This window comes from Bradyrhizobium sp. 157 (assembly GCF_023073815.1).
In the GTDB taxonomy this organism is placed as follows: domain Bacteria; phylum Pseudomonadota; class Alphaproteobacteria; order Rhizobiales; family Xanthobacteraceae; genus Bradyrhizobium.
This window is the reverse complement of the sequence record NZ_JADPKF010000013.1, coordinates 63,298-87,088: the sequence shown is the minus strand read 5'-3', so window position 1 is coordinate 87,088 and position 23,791 is coordinate 63,298. Positions and strand designations below refer to the sequence as shown.

The 23,791-nt window shown below is 63.3% G+C and carries 19 protein-coding genes; 10 read left to right on the top strand and 9 right to left on the bottom strand.

The annotated features are described in order from the left end of the window. Positions 1-776 (top strand): transposase (locus IVA95_RS02335; protein ID WP_247509027.1); only part of this gene is annotated, 776 nt, incomplete at its 5' end. A 335-nt stretch (positions 777-1,111) separates the two neighbouring features. Here the strand turns inward: IVA95_RS02335 and IVA95_RS02330 are convergent. Continuing rightward, positions 1,112-2,557 (bottom strand): XRE family transcriptional regulator, encoded by a 1,446-nt coding sequence (locus IVA95_RS02330; protein WP_247509026.1) that lies wholly within the window; start codon positions 2,555-2,557, stop codon positions 1,112-1,114. A gap of 218 nt (positions 2,558-2,775) precedes the next feature. On the opposite strand from IVA95_RS02330, the gene IVA95_RS02325 reads away from it, so the two are divergent. The 4 genes from IVA95_RS02325 to IVA95_RS02310 all read left to right on the top strand — a co-directional run bounded on the left by IVA95_RS02325 (position 2,776) and on the right by IVA95_RS02310 (position 6,274). Continuing rightward, a complete protein-coding gene (locus IVA95_RS02325; RefSeq protein WP_247509025.1) occupies positions 2,776-4,413 on the top strand; it encodes an isocitrate lyase in 1,638 nt (545 codons plus the stop codon). A 73-nt stretch (positions 4,414-4,486) separates the two neighbouring features. After that, the gene (locus IVA95_RS02320; protein ID WP_028347002.1) at positions 4,487-4,696 is read left to right on the top strand and encodes a hypothetical protein; all 210 of its coding nucleotides are present in this window, start codon (positions 4,487-4,489) and stop codon (positions 4,694-4,696) included. Positions 4,697-4,996: 300 nt separating this feature from the next. Beyond that, the gene (locus IVA95_RS02315) at positions 4,997-5,551 is read left to right on the top strand and encodes a hypothetical protein (RefSeq protein WP_247509024.1); all 555 of its coding nucleotides are present in this window, start codon (positions 4,997-4,999) and stop codon (positions 5,549-5,551) included. Positions 5,552-5,584: 33 nt separating this feature from the next. Continuing rightward, positions 5,585-6,274, top strand: coding sequence for a hypothetical protein (locus IVA95_RS02310; RefSeq protein ID WP_247509023.1), 690 nt, complete (start codon positions 5,585-5,587; stop codon positions 6,272-6,274). A gap of 32 nt (positions 6,275-6,306) precedes the next feature. Here the strand turns inward: IVA95_RS02310 and IVA95_RS02305 are convergent, their stop codons facing one another. Then, positions 6,307-7,197 (bottom strand): metallophosphoesterase, encoded by an 891-nt coding sequence (locus tag IVA95_RS02305; RefSeq protein WP_247509022.1) that lies wholly within the window; start codon positions 7,195-7,197, stop codon positions 6,307-6,309. Between the two features lie 95 nt (positions 7,198-7,292). On the opposite strand from IVA95_RS02305, the gene IVA95_RS02300 reads away from it, so the two are divergent. From IVA95_RS02300 to IVA95_RS02285, 4 genes are all read left to right on the top strand, one after another. Further along, on the top strand, positions 7,293-7,781 hold the full coding sequence (locus IVA95_RS02300) for an NUDIX domain-containing protein (RefSeq protein ID WP_247509021.1): 489 nt from the start codon (positions 7,293-7,295) through the stop codon (positions 7,779-7,781). A 59-nt stretch (positions 7,782-7,840) separates the two neighbouring features. Continuing rightward, positions 7,841-8,983 (top strand): hypothetical protein, encoded by a 1,143-nt coding sequence (locus tag IVA95_RS02295; protein WP_247509020.1) that lies wholly within the window; start codon positions 7,841-7,843, stop codon positions 8,981-8,983. A gap of 46 nt (positions 8,984-9,029) precedes the next feature. Continuing rightward, positions 9,030-9,965, top strand: coding sequence for a glycosyltransferase family 2 protein (locus IVA95_RS02290; protein WP_247509019.1), 936 nt, complete (start codon positions 9,030-9,032; stop codon positions 9,963-9,965). A gap of 68 nt (positions 9,966-10,033) precedes the next feature. Continuing rightward, entirely contained in the window at positions 10,034-10,546 is a 513-nt protein-coding gene (locus tag IVA95_RS02285) for an N-acetyltransferase (protein ID WP_247509018.1), read from the top strand. 18 nt (positions 10,547-10,564) lie between these two features. Here the strand turns inward: IVA95_RS02285 and IVA95_RS02280 are convergent, their stop codons facing one another. From IVA95_RS02280 to IVA95_RS02270, 3 genes are all read right to left on the bottom strand, one after another. Then, entirely contained in the window at positions 10,565-12,361 is a 1,797-nt protein-coding gene (locus tag IVA95_RS02280) for a cation:proton antiporter (RefSeq protein ID WP_247509017.1), read from the bottom strand. 132 nt (positions 12,362-12,493) lie between these two features. Then, positions 12,494-14,884, bottom strand: a complete 2,391-nt coding sequence (locus IVA95_RS02275) for a TonB-dependent receptor (RefSeq protein ID WP_247509016.1) — start codon at positions 14,882-14,884, stop codon at positions 12,494-12,496. Positions 14,885-14,987: 103 nt separating this feature from the next. Then, positions 14,988-15,440, bottom strand: coding sequence for a DUF2946 family protein (locus tag IVA95_RS02270; protein ID WP_247509015.1), 453 nt, complete (start codon positions 15,438-15,440; stop codon positions 14,988-14,990). 285 nt (positions 15,441-15,725) lie between these two features. On the opposite strand from IVA95_RS02270, the gene zigA reads away from it, so the two are divergent. Continuing rightward, positions 15,726-16,934: a zinc metallochaperone GTPase ZigA gene (gene zigA / locus IVA95_RS02265; RefSeq protein ID WP_247509014.1), complete on the top strand. Its 1,209-nt coding sequence runs from the start codon at positions 15,726-15,728 to the stop codon at positions 16,932-16,934. A gap of 26 nt (positions 16,935-16,960) precedes the next feature. Here zigA and IVA95_RS02260 read toward each other — a convergent pair whose 3' ends face one another. The 4 genes from IVA95_RS02260 to IVA95_RS02245 are packed head-to-tail and all read right to left on the bottom strand — an operon-like array spanning position 16,961 to position 23,783. Next, entirely contained in the window at positions 16,961-19,024 is a 2,064-nt protein-coding gene (locus tag IVA95_RS02260) for a hypothetical protein (RefSeq protein WP_247509013.1), read from the bottom strand. A 3-nt stretch (positions 19,025-19,027) separates the two neighbouring features. Then, a complete protein-coding gene (locus tag IVA95_RS02255) occupies positions 19,028-21,838 on the bottom strand; it encodes a DUF4159 domain-containing protein (RefSeq protein WP_213252285.1) in 2,811 nt (936 codons plus the stop codon). Continuing rightward, positions 21,838-22,782, bottom strand: a complete 945-nt coding sequence (locus IVA95_RS02250) for a DUF58 domain-containing protein (protein ID WP_213252184.1) — start codon at positions 22,780-22,782, stop codon at positions 21,838-21,840. The genes IVA95_RS02255 and IVA95_RS02250 overlap by 1 nt, the downstream gene beginning before the upstream one ends. Then, complete coding sequence (locus tag IVA95_RS02245) at positions 22,782-23,783, bottom strand: MoxR family ATPase (RefSeq protein WP_213252185.1); 1,002 nt, start codon at positions 23,781-23,783, stop codon at positions 22,782-22,784. Before IVA95_RS02245 ends, IVA95_RS02250 begins: the two co-directional genes overlap by 1 nt. Positions 23,784-23,791: the final 8 nt, after the last annotated feature.

The following is a 23,791-nucleotide window of genomic DNA, read 5'->3' as shown; positions in this document are numbered from 1 at the left end:
CCAAGGTACTGCGCGAGTCCGGCATCGAGGTGCGGATTGTCGACCCCAAACGGGTCCGCAGCTTCGCGCAGTCGGCCGGACGCCTGGCCAAGAACGATGCGATCGATGCGGAGATGATCGCCTGGTTTGCCGAGATATTCAGCGAGGCGCCGGGCCAGACGCACGATGCCGCGCACGAGAAGTTGCTGGCGCTCGCGAAGGCGCGCATCAGCCTGGTTGATCTCAAAGCACGTTTGCAAAGCCAGAACGAGCATGCTGCGCCAAGACTTGTTCAGAAGGCACGCGAGCGCCTCTTGAAGAATCTGGTCTGCGAGATCGCCAAGCTCGAGGCTGCAATCTCAGCCCAGATCAAGGCCACGCCACACCTTGCTGAGCGTGCCGAGATCATCGAGAGCGTGCCGGGCTTGGCCGAAACGACCTCCGCAAACCTCGTTGCAGGAATGCCGGAACTCGGACAGGTGAGCGACGAGATTGCCGTGGCCTTGATCGGCGCCGCCCCTTACGACGATGATAGCGGAAACCGGCGCGGCGAGCGCCACATCAAGGGTGGCCGCCGCTGGGTTCGCAATGCCCTTTATATGGCCTGTGTCGGTGCAGCCACGCTGAACAATCCGGTGCTCAAGGCCCACTATGGCCGCCTGATTGCCAACGGAAAGAAGCCGAAGGTTGCGATCATTGCCTGCATGCGCAAGCTGATCGTCATTCTCAACACGATGGTCGCACGACGACAGAAGTGGGATCCCAGCCGCTACGCGCTCAACTCAGCGAGCGCCTGACCGCTCGGTCCCCGACCGAGCGCATGCCCAGCCAACAGACCGGCGAGCGGACGGGGTCAAGGCCGTCAGCCGCCGCAGGCGGTGGCGCGCGCCGCGCCAGCCTTGAGGCCGGCCGATCAACGGTCCACTTCGACACAGTTGCTCTGATTTTCGGGGCGGAGAATTCAGCAAAGCCTGGGCGCGCGATGCGCCGCAGGAATGCGCTCACTCGTCATCGCCCGAAGGCGGGCGATCCAGTATTCCAGAGACACCAGTGAATGAAACGATAAGGCCGCGGCGTACTGGATGCCCCGCCTTCGCGGGGCATGACGAATGGTTGTAGAACGACTACGCCCTCACAACTCCCGTGCATTCGAAAACGCGAACGACGACACCCGGCGCGTGTTCTCGTCCAGAATCAGCGTCCGCGTGATCGGCGGCTCGGCGCGCTGGCTGCAGTTTTCGCGTTCGCAGAGTCGGCAGTTGACGCCGATCGGCGTTCCCTCCGCCTTCTCCAAATCCATCCCGGCGGCATAGACGAGCTTCGACGCATGGCGGATTTCGCAGCCCAGACCAATCGCAAAGCGCGGCTGTGGCTGCGGATGCGGAGCGACCGGGCGGCGCACCATCTGTGCGATCGAAAAATAGCGCGTGCCGTCGGGCAGCTCGATCACCTGTTTGAGCAGGCGGTCCGGCGTGTCGAAGGTCGAATGCACGTTCCAGAGCGGGCAGGTGCCGCCGAATTTCGAGAACGGAAACGTGCCGGAGGAAAACCGCTTGGAGACGTTGCCGGCATTGTCGACGCGGAGCAGGAAGAACGGCACGCCGCGCGCGTTCGGCCGCTGCAGCGTCGTGAGGCGGTGGCAGACCTGCTCGAAGCCGGCATTGAAGCGCTGCGCCAGCACATGCACGTCGTAGTTCAAATTTTCCGCCGCGCTGTGGAATGGCTGATAGGGCATCATGACGGCGGCGGCGAAGTAATTCGCCAGTGTAATCCGGTAGAGCCGCCGCGGCGTGTCGTCGAGCGGGCCGGCGCGGTTGACGATGGCGTCGATGGACGCGCTGCATTCGGCGAGGCCAATCTGCAGCGCGAGCTGGAAGGTCCGGCCCGAGCTGTCGACCAGTTCGGAAATCAAAAGCTGCCGGCGATGGCGGTCGAACCGCCGCAGCGTCTCGCGCATCACGTCAACAGGCATGATGCGGGTGACGATCGAATGCTTTTCGCGCAAGCGCGCCGCGAGCGCAGCAAACAATTCTTCGGCGGAGGCGTGGAGTTCGTCGCGCAAATTTTCCGCAGCCTGTTCCAGCTCCGGAAAATAATTGCGGTTGGCTTCGATCAGATCGCGCACGCGCTCGATCGGGTTGGCCTCGAAGCGGGCGCCCTCGTCGCGGTCGGCCATTTGGGCGGCGACCAGCGTCTCGCCGCGGCGCGCCTCGGTATAGGCGGCGTAGAGGCGCTGCAGGGAGTGCGTGACGCCCGGGCAGAGCTCGGCGAGGTCCCGCAGTTCCTGCTTCGGCAGGTCGATCTGGCGGAACAGCGGATCGGAAAAAATCTCGTTCAGTTCGGCAAAGAAGCGGTCCTCGTCGGCGGTGGCGAGATCGCGCAAATCGAGGTCATAGGTCTCGGCCAGCCGCAACAGGATCTGCGCCGTCACCGGGCGCTGGTTCCGCTCAATCAGGTTGATGTAGCTCGGCGAAATCCCGAGCCCTTCCGCGATCTGGGTCTGCGACAGCCCAAGCTGCTGGCGGATCCGCCGGAAGCGGGGGCCGACGAAGAGCTTCTTTCCGGAAACGGTGGCCATGGCAGGCTCCTGACCAGTATTTGTGACAAAATTTACAAAGTTACATTTGTGACAAGTGGAGATGTTACATGACATCACCATTCAAGATCAAGCAGACTATGCGAAATTGGAATTAAAGTGTTTAGCTCTCGGTACGTTTCGCAATGCACTGTCAAGAATGTCGATGGAGAAGTGGCACATAACGCTGCAGATCTGTCGTCACCGAAAGGATCACGCAGATGAACTACCAGCCACGTGGGATCAGCGACCGGACTATCGAGGGACCGGCTTCCTATCTGAGCGAGATTGAAGCTGCCGAGGCGCTCCTCAAGACCAAGCCGACCTGGAACGGCGTCACCGCCGAAGCCGTGGCGCGCATGCGTCTGCAGAACCGCTTCAAGACCGGCCTGGACATCGCCCGGTACACCGCGGCGCTGATCCGCAGCGATATGGCTGCCTATGACGCCGATCCCACCAAGTACACCCAGTCGCTCGGTTGCTGGCACGGCTTCATCGCGCAGCAGAAGCTGATTTCGGTCAAGAAGCATTTCGGTACGACCGATCGCCGCTATCTGTATCTCTCCGGCTGGATGATCGCCGCGCTTCGCTCCGAGTTCGGGCCGCTTCCTGATCAGTCGATGCACGAGAAGACCTCGGTGCCGGCGCTGATCGAAGAGCTCTACACCTTCCTCCGTCAGGCGGACTCCCGTGAGCTCAACGATATCTTCCGCGCCCTCGACGCCGCCCGCAAGGCAGGCGACCAGGCGAAGGAAAAGGCATTGATCGAAAAGATCGACAACTTCCAGACGCATGTCGTGCCCGTCATCGCCGACATCGACGCCGGCTTCGGTAATGCGGAGGCGACCTATCTGCTCGCAAAGAAGATGATTGAAGCAGGTGCGTGCGCTCTGCAGATTGAAAATCAGGTCTCCGACGAAAAGCAGTGCGGCCACCAGGACGGCAAGGTGACTGTGCCGCACGAGGTGTTCCTGGCTAAGATCCGGGCCTGCCGCCATGCCTTCCTCGAACTGGGCGTCGAAGACGGCATTATCGTGACCCGCACCGACTCGTTGGGTGCCGGTCTCACGCAGCAAATCGCTGTGAGCCACAAGCCCGGCGACATCGGCGATCAGTACAACAGCTTCCTGGATTGCGAGGAAGTGACAGCCGCCAACGCCAAGAATGGCGATGTCATCATCCACCGCAACGGCAAGATGATGCGTCCCAAGCGGCTTGCCAGCAACCTCTATCAGTTCCGTGCCGGCACTGGCGAAGATCGCTGCGTGCTCGACTGCATCACCTCGCTGCAGAACGGTGCCGACCTGCTGTGGATCGAGACCGAGAAGCCGCATATCGAGCAGATCGCCAAGATGGTTGACCGCATTCGCGAGGTGGTTCCGAACGCGAAGCTGGCCTACAACAACTCGCCATCGTTCAACTGGACGCTCCACTTCCGTTGGCAGGTGTACGACGCGATGAAGGAAGCCGGCAAGGATGTCAGCAAGTACAATCGAGCCGATCTGATGAAGCCGGAATACGACGACACGCCGCTGGCCATGGAAGCCGACGAGCGCATCCGCACCTTCCAGGCCGATTCGGCAAAGCGTGCTGGCATCTTCCACCATCTGATCACGTTGCCGACCTATCACACGGCAGCTCTGTCGACTGATAATCTCGCGAAGGAGTATTTCGGCGAGCAGGGCATGCTGGGCTATGTGAAGAATGTTCAGCGCCAGGAGATCCGCCAGGGTATCGCCTGCGTCAAGCATCAGAACATGGCCGGCTCCGATATCGGCGACGATCACAAGGAATATTTCGCCGGTGAAGCCGCTCTGAAGGCGGGCGGCGTCCACAACACGATGAACCAGTTCGGCTAACGGTGGAATTGATCAGTCTGGCGTCTGGTCGGATGCCAGACTGGTCGCGCTACTCGGATAACAGGAGACGACAATGACCAAAGGCAGCAATTTCTGGGTGATCGGCGGCGAGTTCGGTTCGATGAACTTCCACAAGCTCGTCGAAGGCTCGGCCCAGGTCAGAGGCCCGTTCAAGACCCGCAAGGAAGCCGAAGAATGCTGGAAGGAGGTCTCGGAAGAGAGCCGCCATAAAGCCGGGGTACGCTTCTCGATCGTCGAGGAGCCCTCGCGCGTCTCGGCCTGACCGGCTGCTGCCGATCAATCAGAAGAAACGTCCAAGGACAGGCGGCCCCATCCGGAATCCCGGGTGGGGCCGTTTGCGGTTTTCAGGATAGCCTTTCTTCACCCTCTCCCGCTTGCGGGGGCGGGCCTAGGCGGCCTGCGGCCGCCGTCCTTGAGAAAAACGCAATGCAAAGCATCGGGGGGGCGCCACGGGGGATAAAGCTGGAAGCATAACTCATTGAAAACAAACAACCATTGCGCAAGGCATGGTTACTGCTAGGTTAAGCCCAGGCTAACCCCTGCAGGATAAAGGCGGCTACCGATGTCAAACGCGCAAAATACCGGTAACGAAGCCCGCGACATGCGACCGACCCGGCTGCGCGATGCGCTCCGCCAGGCGCGGATCGAGGCCGCGGATCGGACCGGCGTCGTGGTCGAACTGCGCGATGCCGAGGTCGCCCGGCTCGAGATCCTGAACGAGGCGCTCGATCCGCTGTTCGCAGAGGTACCCGAGCAGGTCGATCTGTTTGATCGCGGTGTCAGCCAGGGCGAAACGCCGCGGCTGTGGATCGACGTGGTGGCGCATATCGTGATGGGACGCGACAAGCGCATGTACCGATTCGTTCAGGATACGCGCTTCGGCCGCATCGTGCTCGCCGAGTCGCATGATGTGCCGGTCATCGTCGACGCCGTGACCGGCTATGTCGCGCGCCGCATGATCGAGCGCGAGCATGCGATGGTGGCAATGCCCGTGGCCGAGCCTGTTGTGGAAAAGAAACCGCGCCGCCGCGGCTTGGGCATGTTCGTGTTCGGCTTCGTACTGGGCGCGGTGGCGCTGTTCGGATTAGCGCTGTATGCGAGCTTGAGCAATATGTAGCCAGAGCCGGCGGTTCGGGCATTCGGGGGCATTGTGGCGTCATCCATACCGCTGATCGCGCTGCTTGCCGCAGCGCTGTTCGGAACTTCCTATCTGTACGGCAAATGGCGCACGCTGCGCCGCGCCGAATTCATCCGCACCTTTCGCTGGCCGCGCGGGCTGCTCGAACGGCTCGAGAAGCATCATCCCGGTTTTCAGCGCAAGGACAGCGCGCTGGTATCGCGGGGCTTGCGGCAGTTTTTCCTCGCCTATCTGATGAGCGGCAAGCGCTACGTCTCGATGCCCTCGCAAGTCGCCGACGATCTCTGGCACGAATTCATCCTGTACACGCGCGAGTACGAGGCGTTCTGCCGGCGCGCCTTCGGTGGCTTCCTCCACCACACGCCTGCCGTCGTTCTCAGCGAGCACCGCAAGAGCAACGAAGGCCTCCGCCGCGTCTGGTGGTATTGCTGCAAATACGAGAATATCGATCCGGTTCGTCCGACGCGCCTGCCGCTCTTGTTTGCGCTCGACAGCAAGCTCAACGTCGCCAACGGCTTCGTCTACCACCCCGACTGCGAAGAGCTGCGCAAGAACGGCAGCGGCGCTGCGTATTGCGGTGGCGATTTCGCCGATGGCTCGATCGATGGTGGTACGGACGGATTTGGCGACGCCGGCAGCGACGCAAGTGGTGATGGCGGCGGTGGTGGCGACGGGGGCGGTGGCTGCGGCGGCGGGGATTGAGAAATTCGCCCGGTTGCAGGCGTGAGGAAACGCTAAAGCAGCGTCGCCTGCTTGATCTGCTTGACACGGAAGTCGGCATCGACGGCGCGCACGGTCTGCACGCAGCGCCATTTGCCGCCGTCGCGCGTGATCGAAAACAAATTGTAGGCCGCGGCCGGATAATGCCGGTGCGCCAGCGCCGATGCCGAGGGCACGCCGACCGCGGGGATCTGGTGGCCGGCGCCTTCAAGCCACATCGTCGAATGGATGTGGTCATGACCATGTAGGACCAGTTCCGCGCCGCGCCGCTTCAGCACGGCGCGCAGCGCCTTCGAGTCGGTCAGCCGCTTCATCCGCGAAGTCGATTCCAGGGGGTGATGGACCAGCAGCACCCGGAACGCCTCGTCCGGCGGCAACTGGGCAAGCTGGCGGTCGAGCGCATCGAGCTGCGCGCGGCCGAGCCGGCCGGTTGCCATCAATGGCAGCGTCGGCACCGCCGAGGATACCCCGATCAGCACCAGCGGACCGCGCCGGCGCACGAACGGAAACCACGCTCCGTCCGCCGCGGCATCGCCACGCAGATATTGCTCGAAAGCGCCGGTGAAATGATGCCGCGTCGCCCACACATAGGCGTCGTGATTGCCGGGAACAACCGTGACCTGCTGCGGCGTCCCGACGCTTTCGAGCCAGGCCTGGGCCGGAGTGAATTCCGCCTCCAGCGCCAGGTTGACGAGATCGCCGGTCACCGCGATGTGGTCCGGCCGCTGCGCCTGCATGTCGGCAACCAGTGCGTCCAGCACCTCGCGGCGGTGATATTTATGGCGGTTGCGGGTCCAATTGAAATACCCGAGCGCACGTTTCCCCGCGAGATCGCGCAGCCGCGCCGCGGGCAGCGGCGGCAGATGGGGGTCCGACAGATGCGCCAGCGTGAAGGTGTCGGTCATTCGCGCTCCGCCGCATTCTCTGTAATATAGAGCCGTCGCGCCATCATGTCGGCGATATAAGGATCAAACGTGATAGCTGTCCATCCGAGGTTTGCGTGACGGCGCTGCAGCACTTGCGAAAACGTCTGGAGCCGCAATTGCGGCAGGCCTTTCACCTCTATTGGCGGATGGCCCGCGGCATGACGCTGGGGGTTCGCGGCGTCGTGCTCGATGGCGACGACAAGGTGTTTCTGGTCAGGCACAGCTATGTCGCGGGCTGGCACCTGCCAGGCGGCGGCGTCGAGATCGGCGAAACCTTTCTCGAAGCCTTGCGAAGGGAGCTGTTGGAAGAGGGGGGAATCGAATTGACCGGAGAGCCGGTCCTGCACGGCCTGTTCTTCAACGGCCACGTTTCCCGCCGCGACCATGTCGCAGTCTATGTCGTCAGGCAGTTCCGGCAGGACCGCTTGCCGGAGCCCAACCACGAGATTGTCGAGTGCGGGTTCTATGCGGCAGGGGCGCTGCCGGCGGAGACGACCAGGGGCACGCGGCTCCGGATCGCCGAGGTGCTCGACGGTGCCGCGCGGACTGCGACCTGGCGCTAGGGAGAGCTCGTGCTACTAACCCCTTCAGAGCACCATCGAACGCCGCCGACGGGACAAAGATGAAATTCCTGAAAGTCTTCTGCGTCGTCGGCTTCCTCGTCGTGCTGGTCAGCAACATCTGGTCGATATCCACTTGGGTCGAAGCGCGTGGAGTCTACGACGATATTTGCTACCTGCGGCAGGCGCATCTGTTCGAGAGATTCGGACTTCGTGGCATCGACACCAACATTGTCCTCGATGACGATCATTATCTTGCCGGCAAGCTGAAGGAGGTCGGCTTTCCGGACTGGAATGATCCAAAGCGAATTCCCTGCCACACTTGGATCGCCAATGCGGGCAAATATGTGCTGCAATATCCGCCCGGGACCGGCTTCATCCTGTCGCTGTTTCCCACCGGATTTCAGGTCGTCCCGCTCTACATATTGACGTCGGTCGTCGCCGTCGGCTTTTCGCTGATCGCGCTGACCTATGCGTCCACGTTTTATCAACTTATGCTGGTCGCCGCGTTCGGTGATGCCGCCATCTATCTGATGATCAATCCGACGAAGGCAAGTTATTCGGTGGCGCCGACCATGATGATTTGCGCGCTCGCGGGATTTCTGACTGCGAAGCTCTTCACCGACGGGCCTCGGCAGCGGTTTTTTCTGCTCGCATTGATTGGCCTGCTAATAGGTATCTCCGTCAACGTCCGCCTGCCGAACCTGTTTCTGGCGGCCGGCTACTGTCTTTATCTTGGCGGCGCATTCCTGTGGACTAGAAGCAGGGAAATGTTCCTGCAGGGCGTCGTGTTCGGTGTCGCGCTTTTGATTGGAATGGCGCCGACGCTGATCGCCAACACGATCAATGCGGGAAATCCGCTCTCGACAACCTATAGCGGCGTCGACGTCGTTCCGCCGGAGCTAAACCCGGGCATTCTCTGGCGATATTTCGTCGACGTTCAGTTTATCCTGCTGGGGATTGCGGCCGTCTGGACCGGCCTGCTATGGCGCTTTAATCGCGCAAGAGCCGGGCGGATAGCCGTTCTGATCGCGGCAAACCTCGCCGTGAATCTGATTTTCTTCATGACCCATCCGATATTTACGCCATATTATATCATTCCCATCGACATGCTCTCGCTCTGGACTCTGCTGTTCGCAACGCTCGACCTGCGCGGCGAACGGGCCGCCGACAGCGCGGCCTTTCACCAACCGGCCAACGCCTGATTGCGATATAACGCGCTATGGACAGACTTGATTCGGTGAGCGTGCGATGACGGGACCGGCGCTGCGGATTGCGGTTCTGGTGCCGTGCTTCAATGAGGAAGCCGCGGTCGCCACCGTGGTCTCGGATTTCCGCAAGGCGCTGCCGACGGCTCAGATTTTCGTCTACGACAACAATTCGAGGGACCGCACCATCGAGGTCGCGCGTGCTGCCGGTGCCATCGTGCGCAGCGAGCGCCGCCAGGGTAAGGGGCACGTGGTGCGGCGCATGTTCGCCGACATCGACGCCGACGTCTATGTGCTGGTCGACGGCGACGCGACCTATGATGCGCCGAGCGCGCCGCGCATGATCGATACGCTGGTCAGGGACCACCTCGACATGGTGGTGGGACTTCGCGTCGATCAGTCGGCCGCGGCCTACCGGCCCGGCCATCGCACCGGCAACTGGATGCTGACGAGCTTCCTTTCTTCGGTGTTCGGCCAGGCGTTCAAGGACATCCTTTCCGGCTACCGCGTGTTCTCGCGTCGCTTCGTCAAATCCTTTCCGGTGCTGTCGGATGGTTTTGAGATCGAAACCGAGCTCAGCGTTCACGCGCTCGAACTGGCGCTGCCGGTGGCGGAAGTCGAGACGCCGTATTATGCCCGGCCCGAGGGATCGTTCAGTAAGCTCAACACCTGGCGCGACGGTTTCCGGATCCTCGGCACTATCCTGAAGTTGTACCGGTCGGAGAAGCCGCTGCGGTTTTTCACGGTGATCGGCGTCTTCCTGACGCTGGTCTCGATCGGCCTCGCGATCCCCGTGATCATCACCTATCTCGAGGAAGGCATCGTTCCACGGTTACCGACGGCGGTGCTGTCGATGGGCCTGATGATCGTGGCGGTGCTGTCGGTAAGCTCGGGGCTGGTGCTGGATACGGTGACGCGCGGCCGCCGCGAAATGAAGCTTTTGTCCTATTTGTCCCAGCCTGCTATCAGCAGGGATTGAGGCAATACCGGGATTACCGCTCCCAGCGATAGACCGCGCCGTCGCCAGATGCTATCCCGCGCCCCATCATGAGCGAACTTGACGTCACTATCCTGGCCGAAACACCGAAGGACGCCCAGGCGATCGAACGGCTGCACGAGCGCACGTTCGGTCCTGGCCGTTTCGTGCTGAGTGCCTATCGCCTGCGCGAGCATGTCGATCACCTGCTGGACCTCTCGTTCACGGCGCGGATCGGCACGTTGCTGGTCGGCTCGGTGCGCCAGTTGCCGATCTGCATCGGCGACACGCCGGCCCTGATGCTCGGGCCGCTGACGGTCGAGCCGCCGTTTCGCAGCCGCGGCGTCGGCCGCATGCTGCTCGATCGTTCGCTGCGGGATGCGAAGGCCAAGGGCCATCGCTTGGTCATTCTGGTCGGCGACGAAGCCTATTACAGCCGCGTCGGCTTCAAGGTCATACCGAAGGGAAGGGTGACCATGCCGGGACCGGTCGATTACAGCCGACTGTTGGTGGCGGAACTGGTCGAGGGCGCGTTCGACGGCGTGTCCGGCAATATCCGTCCGGACTGGAGCATGGCGCGGTAGGTCTGCCGTCGCGATCCGTCAGAAGAATCGACGCCTTTTGGCACCGGTCGTCTCAACCGACGCAGATCCTGCGCTGCCGGCGGCTTTCTGCAATTCGTGCCGGAACTCCTCGCGCTTCTCGTGGATGCTGGCGACGACATGACCCATCGCCACCCCGAGTCCGATCAGGGCAGCTTCCGATAACAGCAAGCTTGCCTCGATGGTCTCCGGCACCGCGTCGGTAACGCCGATCTGGTAGAGATGCCGCGCGTGGTCGGCGTCGCGGGCCCGCGAAACCACCAGCATGTCTTTCCTCAGCGCGCGGACTTGCGTGACAATTTCGTCGATGCCTTCAGGCTCGTTGATGGTCACGATGACGGCGGCAGCTTCCATCAGGCCGCAGCTCTTCAGAAACTCCGGGTTGGTTGCGTCACCGTAAAAGACGGTACGTCCCTGCCTTCGCTGCTCGGGGACGGCCGCGGCATCATTGTCGACCGCAATGTACTTGAACTGGTGCCGGTCCAGCATCGTGCAGACGACCTGTCCCACGCGGCCGTGTCCGACGACAATGGCATGGCCGCTTCCGCCGCTTGGCGCAACGGCGAGTTCAGGGTCAGTCGGCTTGTCTTCGCGCATCATCGGCCCCAGTCGCCGCGCGACATGAGATAGCGCAGGGGTGAGCATCATGGTCAGCGAGGTCAGTGCGACCGTGAAGCTCGATACGCTGGCATCGATCAGACCAAGCGTCGTCGCCATTCCGATCCCGACGAAAGCGAACTCGCCGCCGGGACCTAGCAGCAGACCGACTTCGATAGAAGCCGGCCATGAGAGGCGAAACATCCGCGCCAGGAAGATAAGGATGACGGACTTCACGGCGATCAGTCCGGCCGCACCCGTGATCAGCCAGACCGGTTCGCGCGCAAGCTCGCGGAAATCGATATTCATGCCGACCGTGAAGAAGAACAGGCCAAGCAGCAGGCCCTTGAATGGATCGATGGCGGTCTCGATCGCCTTGCGAAATTCCGTCTCGGCAAGCAGCAGTCCGGCGACAAAGGCGCCGAGCGCCATGGAAAAGCCGGCCACGGCAGCAGCCACTCCCGTGGCGACGATCACGAACAGCGTCGTCGCGACGAACAGGTCGCTCATGCCCACTGATGCCACCAGACGGAACAGCGGTCGCATTACGACGCGGCCGACGATGACGATCACTGCGAGCGCGACGGCAGCGTTGGTGAGTGCGAGAACGAGCGTCGCAGCGACCGAACCGGATTCGCTCGCGCCAAAAATGGAAATAAAAAGCAGGAGAGGGGCGACTGCCAGGTCTTGCGCGAGCAGCGTCGCGAAGCTTGCCCGGCCTGCGCTTGTGCTGAGTCGCCGTTGCCTGGAAAGGATTTCGACGACAATGGCTGTCGAGGATAAGGCAAGGCAGGCGCCGAGAATGAGCGCTACCGGAGCCTTGTTGCCGACAAGGGCGACGACCGCGCCGATCGCCACGGTGGAGAGTACGATCTGCAAGCTGCCTAACCCAAATATCAGGCGGCGCATTGCCTTCAATCGATCGTAGGACAGCTCCATGCCGATGAGGAAGAGTAGGAACACGACGCCAAGGTTCGCAATGCCCGAGACGTTTTTGGGGTCAACAACGGTGAACCAGTAGAGAAGCGGAAAACTCTCGATGAACGATCCCAATCCGAGAGGGCCCAGGATCGCGCCGGCGCCTAGATAGCCGAGAACCGGATTGAGGCCGAACCGCCGCACCAATGGAATGACCACACCCGCGGTGCCGAGCAGAACGAGCGCGTCGCTGTAAACGGGAATATTGATAGGCGCAGTCATCTACCGGTTGTGCATCCGCTTCCATGGGGCAAGGGATATCTGACGGCGGATGTGCGCGGTATCCACCGTCGTCCCACAGGGACGTTAGCTGGTAGCACCAGCTAACGCCACCCCATGGACCATGCCGTCCGGCTAGAACTTCAAGTTCGCGAATGCCCGCACACCGATGCCCGGCAGCAGGACCTCGTCCTTGTTGAAGGACGCCGAATTGCGGATGTTCTCGTTCAACAGGTTGTTGCCGACGAGGCCGACCATCATCTCGCGTGCGCCGAACCAGGAAGAATCAAGCTTCGTCCTGTAGCTGACCTCCGCCTTCAACAGATTATAACCCGCGGTCGGCGTCTCTCCGACCGGGGCGATATCGTTCTGGGCGAAGGCGTGCAGCAGGTTGATCCGCGTGAGCCAATTGGCATCGCGCCAGAACAGGCCGCCGCCCACGCGCACGGGCGGGATGCGCGGGACATTGGTGCCGTCGTCGAAGGTTGCGCGGACGACATCGAACTGGTTCTCGATGCCCCAGATGCCGCCATAGAGCGGCCCGACATCCAACTGGCTCTGGAATTCGCCGCCACGGAATGTGGCGTCGCGCTGCGAATAGATCGCCTGGTTCAGCTCAAGGGGAAAAGCCGGATCGGCGGGGGCGACGCAAGCGACATCCTCGCAGGTGTTGCCGGTCAGGCGGCGGTAAATGAAGCCATTGAACTTGGTGTAGTAAGCCGTCGCCTCGAACCTGAAGGGGCCGGTCGCCCGTCGTAGTCCGATCTCGATCGACTTGGCGGTCTCCATGCTCAGATTGGGATTGCCGATGTCGAAGGTGACAGTTGCTTCGTGCGGTCCGCGCGAAAACAATTCCGCCGGCTTGGGTGCGCGCTCGACGTATTGAGCGGTGATGCTTGCGACCAGTTGACCTGGAAGATCCTGGATCAAGCCGATGCTCGCGCTCTTCGGCGTGAAGCTCAGATTGCGCGCCGTAGGCGGGCCTATGTCGCCGGGATTGGCATTGAGGTCGAACAGCTCCGGAATGAATGCCGGCGTCGTTCCGCTGAGACTGACATGCTCGATCCGGCCGGCGATCTGCGCCTTGGTTGAGTCAGTGAACTTCAACTCGTTGAAGACGTAGCCGGCGACCCTGTTATTCTTGTTAGGATCAAACAACCCGTTAAGCGGGCTGCCCGGATCGTCTGGGCTTGATCCCGTCAGTTCCTGATGCCCGGCCTGCAAACCGAAGGCGGTCGTAACAGCGGCAAAGCGCGCGTTGAACGGCGCCATTTGCACCTCGACGCGCCCTTCCTGCTCCTTGTTGGTAAAGGTCTGCCGCACGCCAAGGGACGAGAAGTCGGCGGGATCGGCGAGCGCGATCTCGTTGTGCTTGTAATCGGTGGCGCCTGCCCAGAACCTGATGGCGTCGATCGCCGCCCCATCCGGCCGGTATTCGCCCTTGGCCGTGAATTTGGTTTGGCGCGCATCGATCCGGGACTGGTGATCGGAGGGCTCAATTCCGGGGATACGGTACAGCGTGTCGTTCTGCGTGATCGCCGCGCCGATAAATCCGCCATCGAAGATGTAGGAGCCGCCAATCGATGCACCAGCCGCTTGCATCGCCGAATTGGGCTGCCGGCCGTTGACCGGGCGGGTCTGGTCGAACAAATACGGATAGCTCGGAATGCTGTAATCGCTGGCCTTGCGGCCATAGGCGTCGGCATGAACAGCGAAATTACCACCGCCGGCATCAATCAGGATGCCGCCATCGACACCGCGGTCGACGGAACTGACAGCCGTTCGGGTTTCGACCGTGACGCAGGCAGGTGATCCCACGTTTGCGAGCGGCGCTTTCGCCGGCAGTCCGTAGGTCTGGAACGGTGTGGCCGCGCATGAAGGCAGGGCGTCCGGGATGCGATTGTTGGTTGCGCTGACGACGCCTCCGATCGATGTCGATCCGTAGCGCAACGCCGCCGGACCACGGATGACTTCGACCTGGTTTGTCGCCAATGGATCGACCGGCACGAAATGGTCTTCGCCGAGATCGGAGGCGCCACCAGCGTTGGTGCCGTTCTCGAGGATGCCGACGCGATTGACGTCGAGGCCCCGGATGATCGGCCGGCTCGAGGCACCGGGCGCGAAGGTTGAGCCGGTAATGCCGGGCTTCGAAAACAGGAGATCGCCAAGCTGGGCGGTCCCTTGGCGGCGGAGCTCCTCGTTGGGCACAACGGTGACGGTTGCGAATTGGTCGGTCACAACTGGCAGTACGCCCTGCTGGGGCACGGCGGCGACGGGGGCTGGCTGCGGTTCTGGTGCGCGCTCGCGGTTCTGGCCGGGCGCTGGACGGGCGACGCGCGTCGGCGTTCGTACGGGCACGGGTTTGCGCCGCACGATCGGGCTCGGCGCCGTCACGGTAATTTCGGGCAGATGTGTCGACGCGGTCGGCGATGCCGCGCCCTGCGCCATTGCGCCGTTGCCCGCCGCGCACAGCAATAGCCAACTAGCCCCACCGATGTGGAACGCACGCTTCTTCTTGAATGTCATTGTCCCGATCCTGATTCCGTCGATGTGCGACGGACGATTCCGATTTCCCTCAGGACCGCGCCTGACGCGGCATCCCTTGGGGAGAGCATTGATTTAATCGGCGTCAGGAGGCGGGCGGTGCGCGAGACTGGAACGCGAGATGGGACGAGCCGAGATGCGCGAACTCGGCGCCGGTGACCAGGTACAGAAGCTCGACAGCCCTCGGCAACTCGAGCACTGGCGGCGTGATGAACAGGAAATTGTTGGCCAGGGAGAGGACGGCGCAGATCGCGCAGGTATTGGCCGTGTGCTGGTCGTCATCGTGGCCCGTAGGCTGCTGCGGCTGCGCGGCTTCGGGGTGCACATCTCGTGCGGCAACGGGCGTGGCGATCGCAAGGTTTGCGTCGATCAGCCCGCTTTGAAGAGCCGGTGCGGCCTGCGTGGCCGCCGCGTGAAAATGCCCGCACGACAGCGCAAACTGGATCGTGAGCGCAAACAGCGCCAGCCGCGAGCCGTGCTTGAGGTGTTTTCGGAACCAGTTCACGACGATTGACGCCTTGTCCCCGGGGCGGCTCACGCATCTCGCCGTCCCAATGTTACATTATAACGTCGCGAAGACCGCGGAGTGTCAATCGACACCGGCCTGCCGTGCTTCCGGAGCCCTGACAATTCCGCCAAGTGTGAGATTCGCGCAACATCGGCGCTTTTGCCCGCGCATCCCCGCTTGTTTTGCCGATTGACAACCTCGCAACTTTGCACTGTTATGTTATAACATTACATCCCTTCGCCACCAGCGGTGTCCCTTGCATGCGTCTTCCTCCCCGGTTGGGGCCCCGTGAGCTCAAGAGGCTTTTCGATCTCCATGCGAAAACTCCCCGTCACCGTCTTGTCCGGCTTCCTCGGGGCTGGAAAGACAACTTTGATGAATCACGTGCTCAACAATCGCCAAGGCCTGAAGGTTGCGGTGATTGTGAACGACATGAGCGAAGTCAACATCGACGCAGACCTCGTCCGCGATGGCGGTGCGAACCTCTCGCGGACTGACGAAAAGCTGGTCGAGATGACCAACGGCTGCATCTGCTGCACGCTGCGCGACGATTTGTTGAAGGAAGTGCGGGCGCTCGCCGAGAGCGAACGGTTCGACTATCTGCTGATCGAATCCACCGGCATCTCGGAACCGCTTCCGGTCGCGGCGACCTTCGATTTCCGGTCCGAAGACGGAGAAAGCCTGTCCGACGTGGCAAGCCTCGACACGATGGTCACGGTCGTCGATGCCGTCAATCTGCTGAAGAACTATTCCTCTACCGTGTTTCTGGCGGATCGCGGTGAGTCGCTCGGCGAAAGCGACAGGCGCACACTGGTGGATCTCTTGGTCGAGCAGATCGAATTTGCCGATGTGATCGTACTCAACAAGATCGATGCGGCGTCGCGGGGAGAACGCGACTCCGCCCGAATGATTATCCAGTCCCTGAATCCGGAGGCCGATATCATCGAGACCAATTTCTCCAATGCGCCGCTGGAGCGCATTCTCAATACCGGACGCTTCGATTTCGAGCGCGCGCAGCAACACCCGCTGTGGTTCAAGGAGCTTTATGGCTTTGCAGACCATAGGCCCGAGACCGAAGAATACGGCGTCAAGAACTTCGTCTATCGCGCGCGACGGCCGTTCGAGCCTGCGAAATTTCACCAGTTTCTGAAAGAAAGCTGGCCTGGCGTCATCCGCGCCAAGGGACATTTCTGGATCGCAACTCGCCCGCAATGGCTTGGCGAATTGAGCCAGGCCGGTGCGATCGTCCGAACCGAAGGGCTCGGCTTCTGGTGGGCGAATGTGCCGGTAGATCGGTGGCCGGATGATCCGTTCTGGCGACAATCGCTTAGGAAGAACTGGAGCGAGGTGTACGGTGATCGCCGGCAGGAGATCGTCTTCATCGGCACGAATATGGATCAGGAGGCGATCACGGCACGTCTCGATGCGTGCCTTGTTTCAGGAAAGCCGGGAATGCGCGTTGCGGAATGGGCCGGGCTTGCCGATCCATTTCCGAGGTGGCGACGCGCAGACGAGGCTGCGTAGGGCGCATCGGCGAGGCGGGCGTGCCCTCAGCGTCCCTCGCGCACCCAGGTCGCGGCGAACGCGCCGAGCAGCAGCAGCAATCCGACAATCCCGGCGAACATCGGCAGTACGCCGACGCCTTTGACGACGCTGGCGTCACGCATTTTGACGCCCATCCAGCCGTCGCCGTGGAAGATGCCGGAGGCACGCACCGGCACGACGCGGGGCAGGTCGACGCTTCCGCCATCGGCGACGCGGCGGGCGTCACCGCCGGTGGCCTGCGCCAACGGCTTCAGCATTTCGGTCGTCGAGGTGACTTCCGAAAATTCCTTCGGGTTGGTCGGCCCGACATTGATCAGCGCTTTCAGCGCGCCGTCGGTTGCCTGCCACAGCCCGAGCTCGTTGGCAGGAATGGTCGCCCGCCAGGTGCCGGGCTCGCTTGCCGTCAGCGTCAGCTCCTTGGTGGCGCCGCTCGGCGAGGTCACCGTTACCGGCGGCACGTTGTCGGCCATGGTCTGGCGCAGCACCACAAGGTCCTTGCCCTGGGTTTGAAGGCGCAGCGCTTCTTCGTCGAGATCAGGCTGCTTCATCAGCCAGTGCGACATCCGCCGCAGCAGATCCAGATGCGGGCCGCCGCCCTCGTAGCCGCGCGCCCACAGCCAGATGTGGTCCGACAATAGAAGCGCAACGCGGCCTTCGCCGAAGCGCGACAGCAGCAGCAACGGCTTGCCGTCGGCGCCGGTCATCACGGGAGAGCCGATCGCGTTGCGCGTATCGACGGTACGGAAGAAGCGGCTCCAGCGCGGCGGCTCGCTGGCGGAGCCTTCGAGGCCGCGCGTCACCGGATGACGCTTACCGGCGTCGCTCAGATGCGCGTAAAACGGCTTTTCGGTGACGCCGACGGGCTCGGCCGGCAGCACCGTATCCAGCGGCGTGCGCCAGATACTGGTGGTGGAGGCGTAGTCGGGGCCGGCCGATACCAGCACCGCACCGCCGGCACGGACATAGCGCGCCATGTTGTCGAAATAAGCAATCGGCAGCACGCCCTGGCGGGCATAACGGTCGAAGATGATCAGTTGGAATTCGTTGATCCTCTGCTGGAACAATTCGCGCGTCGGAAACGCGATCAGCGACAATTCGTTGATCGGCGTGCCGTCCTGTTTCTCCGGCGGGCGTAGAATCGTGAAATGCACGAGGTCGATGCTGGCGTCCGACTTCAGCAAATTGCGCCAGGTGCGTTCGCCCGAATGCGGCTCGCCTGATACCAGCAGCACGCGGAGCTTGTCGCGTACGCCTTCGATTGCGACCACAGCGCGGTTGTTGACCGGAGTCAGTTCGTTCTCGAGGGGCGAAGCCTCAATCTCGATGATGTTCGGGCCGGCATGCTTGATGTCGACCTCGACATTGGCGGTCTGGCCACTCGAGAGGTTGCGCTCATTGATCACCTCACCGTCGCGGCGCACCACGATCTTGGCGCGCTGACCGGTAACGCCCTGATCGTCGAGCCGGTATGTGATGGTCTGCGGCTGTCCGACGATACCGAAACGTGGCGCGGCCGAAATCGCGATGCGACGGTCGCGCTCGTCCTTGCGGCCGGTGATGAGTGCATGCACCGGCGCCTGGAAGCCGACGGCCGCGGCATTGGCAGGAATGTCATGCACCCGGCCATCGGTGATCAGGAAAGCTCCGGCGACGCGGTCGACTGGAACGTCTGATAGCGCCGAGGACAGCGCGCCGAACAGCTTTGTGCCGTCGGTTTCGCCGTCGGCCTGTCCAGCCTCGACGACGCGGACTTCCAGTCCCTTAATCTTCTTCAGCGTATCGACCAGCGCCTCCTGCGCCTTCGCGGTCTCCTGGTTACGCGTGCCGAAATTCTGGCTCGGGCTCTTGTCGATCACGACGGCAGCGACGGATGATAACGGCTCGCGGTCCTCGCGGGTGAAGGAGGGGTTGGCGAGCGCCAGCAGGATCAGCGCCAGCGCCGCGACGCGCACCGCGGCGCCGCGCGCACGGCCGAACAGCAATAGCGCAGAAATCGCGACGATCGCGGCCAGCGCGATCCAGAGCACGATTGCCGGAACGAGGGGAGTGAACGCGATACCGTACTGCATGTTCTATTGCCCCAACCGTTCGAGCAGGGCCGGCACGTGGACCTGGTCGGCCTTGTAGTTGCCGGTCAGGGTGTACATCACGATGTTGACGCCGGAGCGGAAGGCGAATTCGCGCTGGCGCGGCTCGTTCGGCGTTAGCGGCAGCATTGGCTGGCCGTCCGGGCGATGCGCCCAGGCGCCGGCGAGATCGTTCGAGGTGATGATGATGGGCGAGACGCCGTCGCCGCCGCGCGCCGGGCGCGAGGCCGTCTCGTCTTCATCCTCGCGCGGCAGGGTCTCGACCCAGGTCTGGCCCGAGGTGAAGCGGCCGGGAAAATCGCGCAGCAGATAAAACGTCTTGGTCAACACATGCTCGCGCGGCACCGGCTCAAGTTCAGGCACGTCCAGGGAGGAGAGAATTTCGCGCAAGGTGCGCATGCCCGACGTCTGCGACGCGCCGTTCTCGCCCGGCGGCGCCTCGACCGCGTCGCGGGTATCGAACAGCACCGTGCCGCCCTGTTTCATATAGGCGTCGATGCGGTTGATGGCGTCCTGCGGCGGCTTCGGCGCGCCCGGTACCACCGGCCAGTAGATCAGCGGGAAAAACGCCAGTTCGTCCTTTGCGGGATCGATGCCGACGGGATCGCCGGCCTCCAGCGCCGTGCGCTGCGCCAGGAATAGCGTCAGTCCGGCCATGCCCGCCTTGACGATGGAATCGACGTCGGCATTTCCGGTGACGACATAGGCAAGGCGCGTCTGCGACACCGCCTTCATGGCGAACTCATCGTTGCCTTGGGCCCGCGTCGGCGAGGGCGCGATCGAGCTCGCAGACAGGATCAGGGCCAGTAGAACGGTGGCAGCCGCCGTGCGCCGCCGCCACAGAGCGGCAAGACCCGCGCCCAGCATCGCGACCACGACCGCGTCGATCAGGAACAGCACCAGCGACGATGACAGCAGGATGCCGCGCAAATCGCGCGGTTCGGCGTTGGTGTAGCTGGCGCGCTGCGCGCGCAACGAGGATGTATCGAGCGGCGCGATGCGATCGGCCGAAGCCAGGGTGTTGACCGCGATCGGGCCATCGGCCGGGCCGTAGAAGCCTGGCGGATGGTCTGATGTGGCGCGATCGCGATAATCCGCGGGCATCGGCTTGGCGGTCGAGGGTGGGGGCCCGAATGCGCCGAAACCATCGAGTGTGCGCAGTGGCGCCACCGTCTCGACATTGGTCGCCTCGCTCGCAACGCCAGCACCGGGCTTCGTGGTGTAGCCGGACATGTCGACCAGCCGCCGCAGCATCTCGACGAAGCTGCCGGACATCGGCAAGTCAGACCAGCGCGAGTCGGCGCCGACATGGAACAGGCTGACAATGCCCCTGCCGCGATGTTCGCCGGTCACCAGCGGCGTGCCGTCTTCCAGCGATGCCCAGGTCTTGGTGGCGAGCACCGCATCCGGCTCGGCCAGCACCTGCCGGTTCACGGTGACATCCTTGGGCACTGCGAGGCCCGCGAACGGAGCGTCGGCGGCGAAGGACGCGAGATGCTGCGGTTTTTCCCAGGTCAGGCTGCCGCCGAGGGTGCGGCCGCCGCGACGCAGTTTCACCGGCACCAGATCGTCATCGGCCTGCGCGAGGCGGGGACCTGCGAAACGCACCAGCACGCCGCCCTGATCGATCCATGCGTTCAGCCGCTCGCGGATTTCCGGCGACAGCGTGCCGACATCGGCGAGCACGATCATCGGCAGCCGCTGATCGAGGAATTGCGCGATCACCTGTTGCGGCGCGCCGCGGTCGCCGAGCCGCACGTCGGCGAATGGCGACAGGGCGCGGGTCAGGTAGAAGGTCGATGCCAATAGCGGCTGGGCGGTATCGCTGGTCGCGCCGGTGACGACGCCGACGGCGCGCCGCCGCCATCGCTTGTCGAGCAATTGCACCGCGCCGGCCGATCGTTCACCCGAAATTTCCAGTCGCGAAATGTCATTGCGCAGTTCGACCGGCAGATCGAACGCCGCTTCGCTTTCGCGGTCCTGCATGCCGAAAGCGTAGCGCGCCTCGCCGATCGGCGAGCCCTTGGCGTCGGTCGCGCGAACCACGCCGGCTGCGACGCCGCCGGTGGTGCGCAGCACTTTGACCGTCATCTTGGCCGCGGCGTTTTCGGCGGCGACCAACGCCTGCGCAGGTGCCGCGCCGCCCTCGAACACCGTCAGCTTGCGCTCGCCGATGGTCTTGCCGAGATTCTCGACGAATTCGGCGCCGCGCCCGGTATCAACGCCGTCGGACAGCCACGCGATCTCGGCGTCGCCGGTGGCTTTCAGGAAGCGGTCGAGCGCGCCGAGCGTCTCGACGCGGTCGATCGAATGGGGCTTTGGTGCAATCTGGCGCAGCGCGACGCGCGCGGTACCGGCCGGCATCAGCGTGATGTCGCGCGCGGGTTCGGAGAGCGGAACCAGCGCCACGCCGCGGCGGTCATTGTCGGCATTGGCGATCAGTTCGTCAGCGGACTTGATCCGGGTGTCCCAGCTTGCAGCCGCGCTCCAGCCGTCGTCGAGCAGGATCACCAACGGCGCGTTACTGCCGCCGACCGCGGTCTGTGGATTCCAGATCGGGCCGGCGGCGGCAAGGATGACCAGCGCCGCGGCGGCGAGGCGCAGCGCCGTCAGCCACCATGGCGTGCGCGACGGGGTTTCTTCCCGGGGCCTGATGTCGAACAACAGCCGCGTCGGCGGAAACTCGATCCGTCTTGGCCGCGGCGGCATCACGCGCAACAGCCACCACAGCACCGGCAGGCTCAAGAGGCCCAGCAGAAGCAGCGGTTGCGCAAAGCTTAAGGGGAGGGCCGCCATCATGCGCTGCGCCCCGCCTTGACCGTTGAGCCGCGCACGTTTCCTTTGGCTGCCATCATGCCGGAATGCAGGAACAGCAGCAGTTCGGCGGCGGACCGGCTGGTGGTGTGGGTCGAGAACAGCCAGTCGAGCTTGTTGGTTTCGCTGCGGATCTCGTCGCGGTGCAGCGCGACGCGGGCGACATAGTCGCTGGCCCAGCTCTCGGCGCGGCCGGCAGTGATGACGCCAAAACCTTCCGGCTCGACGAATTCGACCCGGCCGGCATAGGGAAAGGTCTCCTCGGCAGGATCGACGACCTGGATCAACGTGCCATGGGCGCCGGAGGCCGAAAGCCCTGCAAGCATCGTCCTGATTTCGCTCATCGGCGACCAGAAGTCGGACAGCACGACAATTTCGGCCAGCGCCGACGGCACGAAGGAGGGCGGCAGGCTCGCGCGCACCGCATCGTCATGCAGCATCGCCTGCGCCATCTTGTCGATCACGTTGCGGCTTGCGGTCGGGGTCATCAGGCCGGGAATGCCGACGCGCTCTCCGCCCGAAACCAGGAGTTCGGCGAGCGCAAATGTCACGATCAGGCCACGCTCCAGCTTGGAGTCGCGGGCGCCCTTGGAAGCAAATGCCATCGACGGCGAACGGTCGGGCCACAGCCAGATCGTATGCGCAGCCTCCCATTCCTGCTCGCGTACATAGAGATGATCATCGCGCGCCGAGCGCCGCCAGTCGACGTTCTGCGACGGCTCGCCGGAGACGAAGCGGCGATATTGCCAAAAGCTCTCGCCGGCGCCGGCGCGGCGCCTGCCGTGCAGGCCGTGGATGACGTTGGCAGCGATGCGGCGGGCGTCGAGCACGAGACGGGGCAGCGATGCGGCGAGCGTTCGGCTTTCGCCATCGGCACGTCGGATCGCAACAATCTCCCTGTTCTCGTGGCTGGTCTCTGCGGCCATCAACCAATCCGCGTCTTCAATTGTCTGATTACGTCGGGAATGGTGCGGCCTTCCGCGCGCGCCGAGAAGGTCAGCGCCATGCGGTGTTTGAGAATGGGCTCGGCGAGATCGAGCACGTCGTCGATCGACGGCGCAAGGCGGCCGTCGAGCAAGGCGCGGGCACGGACCGCCAGCATCAGCGACTGGCTGGCGCGCGGGCCTGGCCCCCAGGCGATCAGCTTGTCACTACCGCCTTCCGGGTCGGGTCGCGCGGCGCGCACCAGCGACAGGATCGCCTCGACGACGCTGTCGCCGACCGGCAGGCGCCGCACCAGCCGCTGCGCCGCGATCAGGGTTTCCGCGTCCATCGAGGCCTTGGCGAGCGTCTCTTCCGCGCCTGTCGTCTCGAACAGGATGCGGCGTTCGGCGTCGCGATCGGGATAATCGACGTCGATCTCCATCAGGAAGCGGTCGAGCTGCGCCTCGGGCAGGGGATAGGTGCCTTCCTGCTCCAGCGGGTTTTGCGTGGCGAGCACGTGGAACGGCTTTGGGAGATCATGCCGCGCGCCTGCAACCGTGATGTGCTGTTCCTGCATGGCTTGCAGCAGCGCCGATTGCGTCCGCGGGCTGGCGCGGTTGATCTCGTCGGCCATCAGGAGCTGCGCGAATACCGGTCCGGAGATGAAACGGAATGACCGCTTGCCGGAATTGCTCTCGTCCAGCACCTCGGCGCCCAGAATGTCCGACGGCATCAGGTCCGGCGTAAACTGGATGCGCTTGGCGTCCAGTCCGAGCGTGATGCCCAAGGTTTCGACAAGCTTGGTCTTGGCGAGGCCGGGAACACCGATCAAGAGCGCGTGGCCACCGGACAGGATCGTCACCAGGGTGTTTTCGATCACCCGCTCCTGGCCGAAGATGACGGTGGAGATCGCTTCCTTCGCGGCGCGGATCTGGCCGGCGACCTGCTCCGCCGACCGGACGATCGCGTCCTCGAGTTTCTCGACACCGTCTGCACTCGCCATGACTTTCT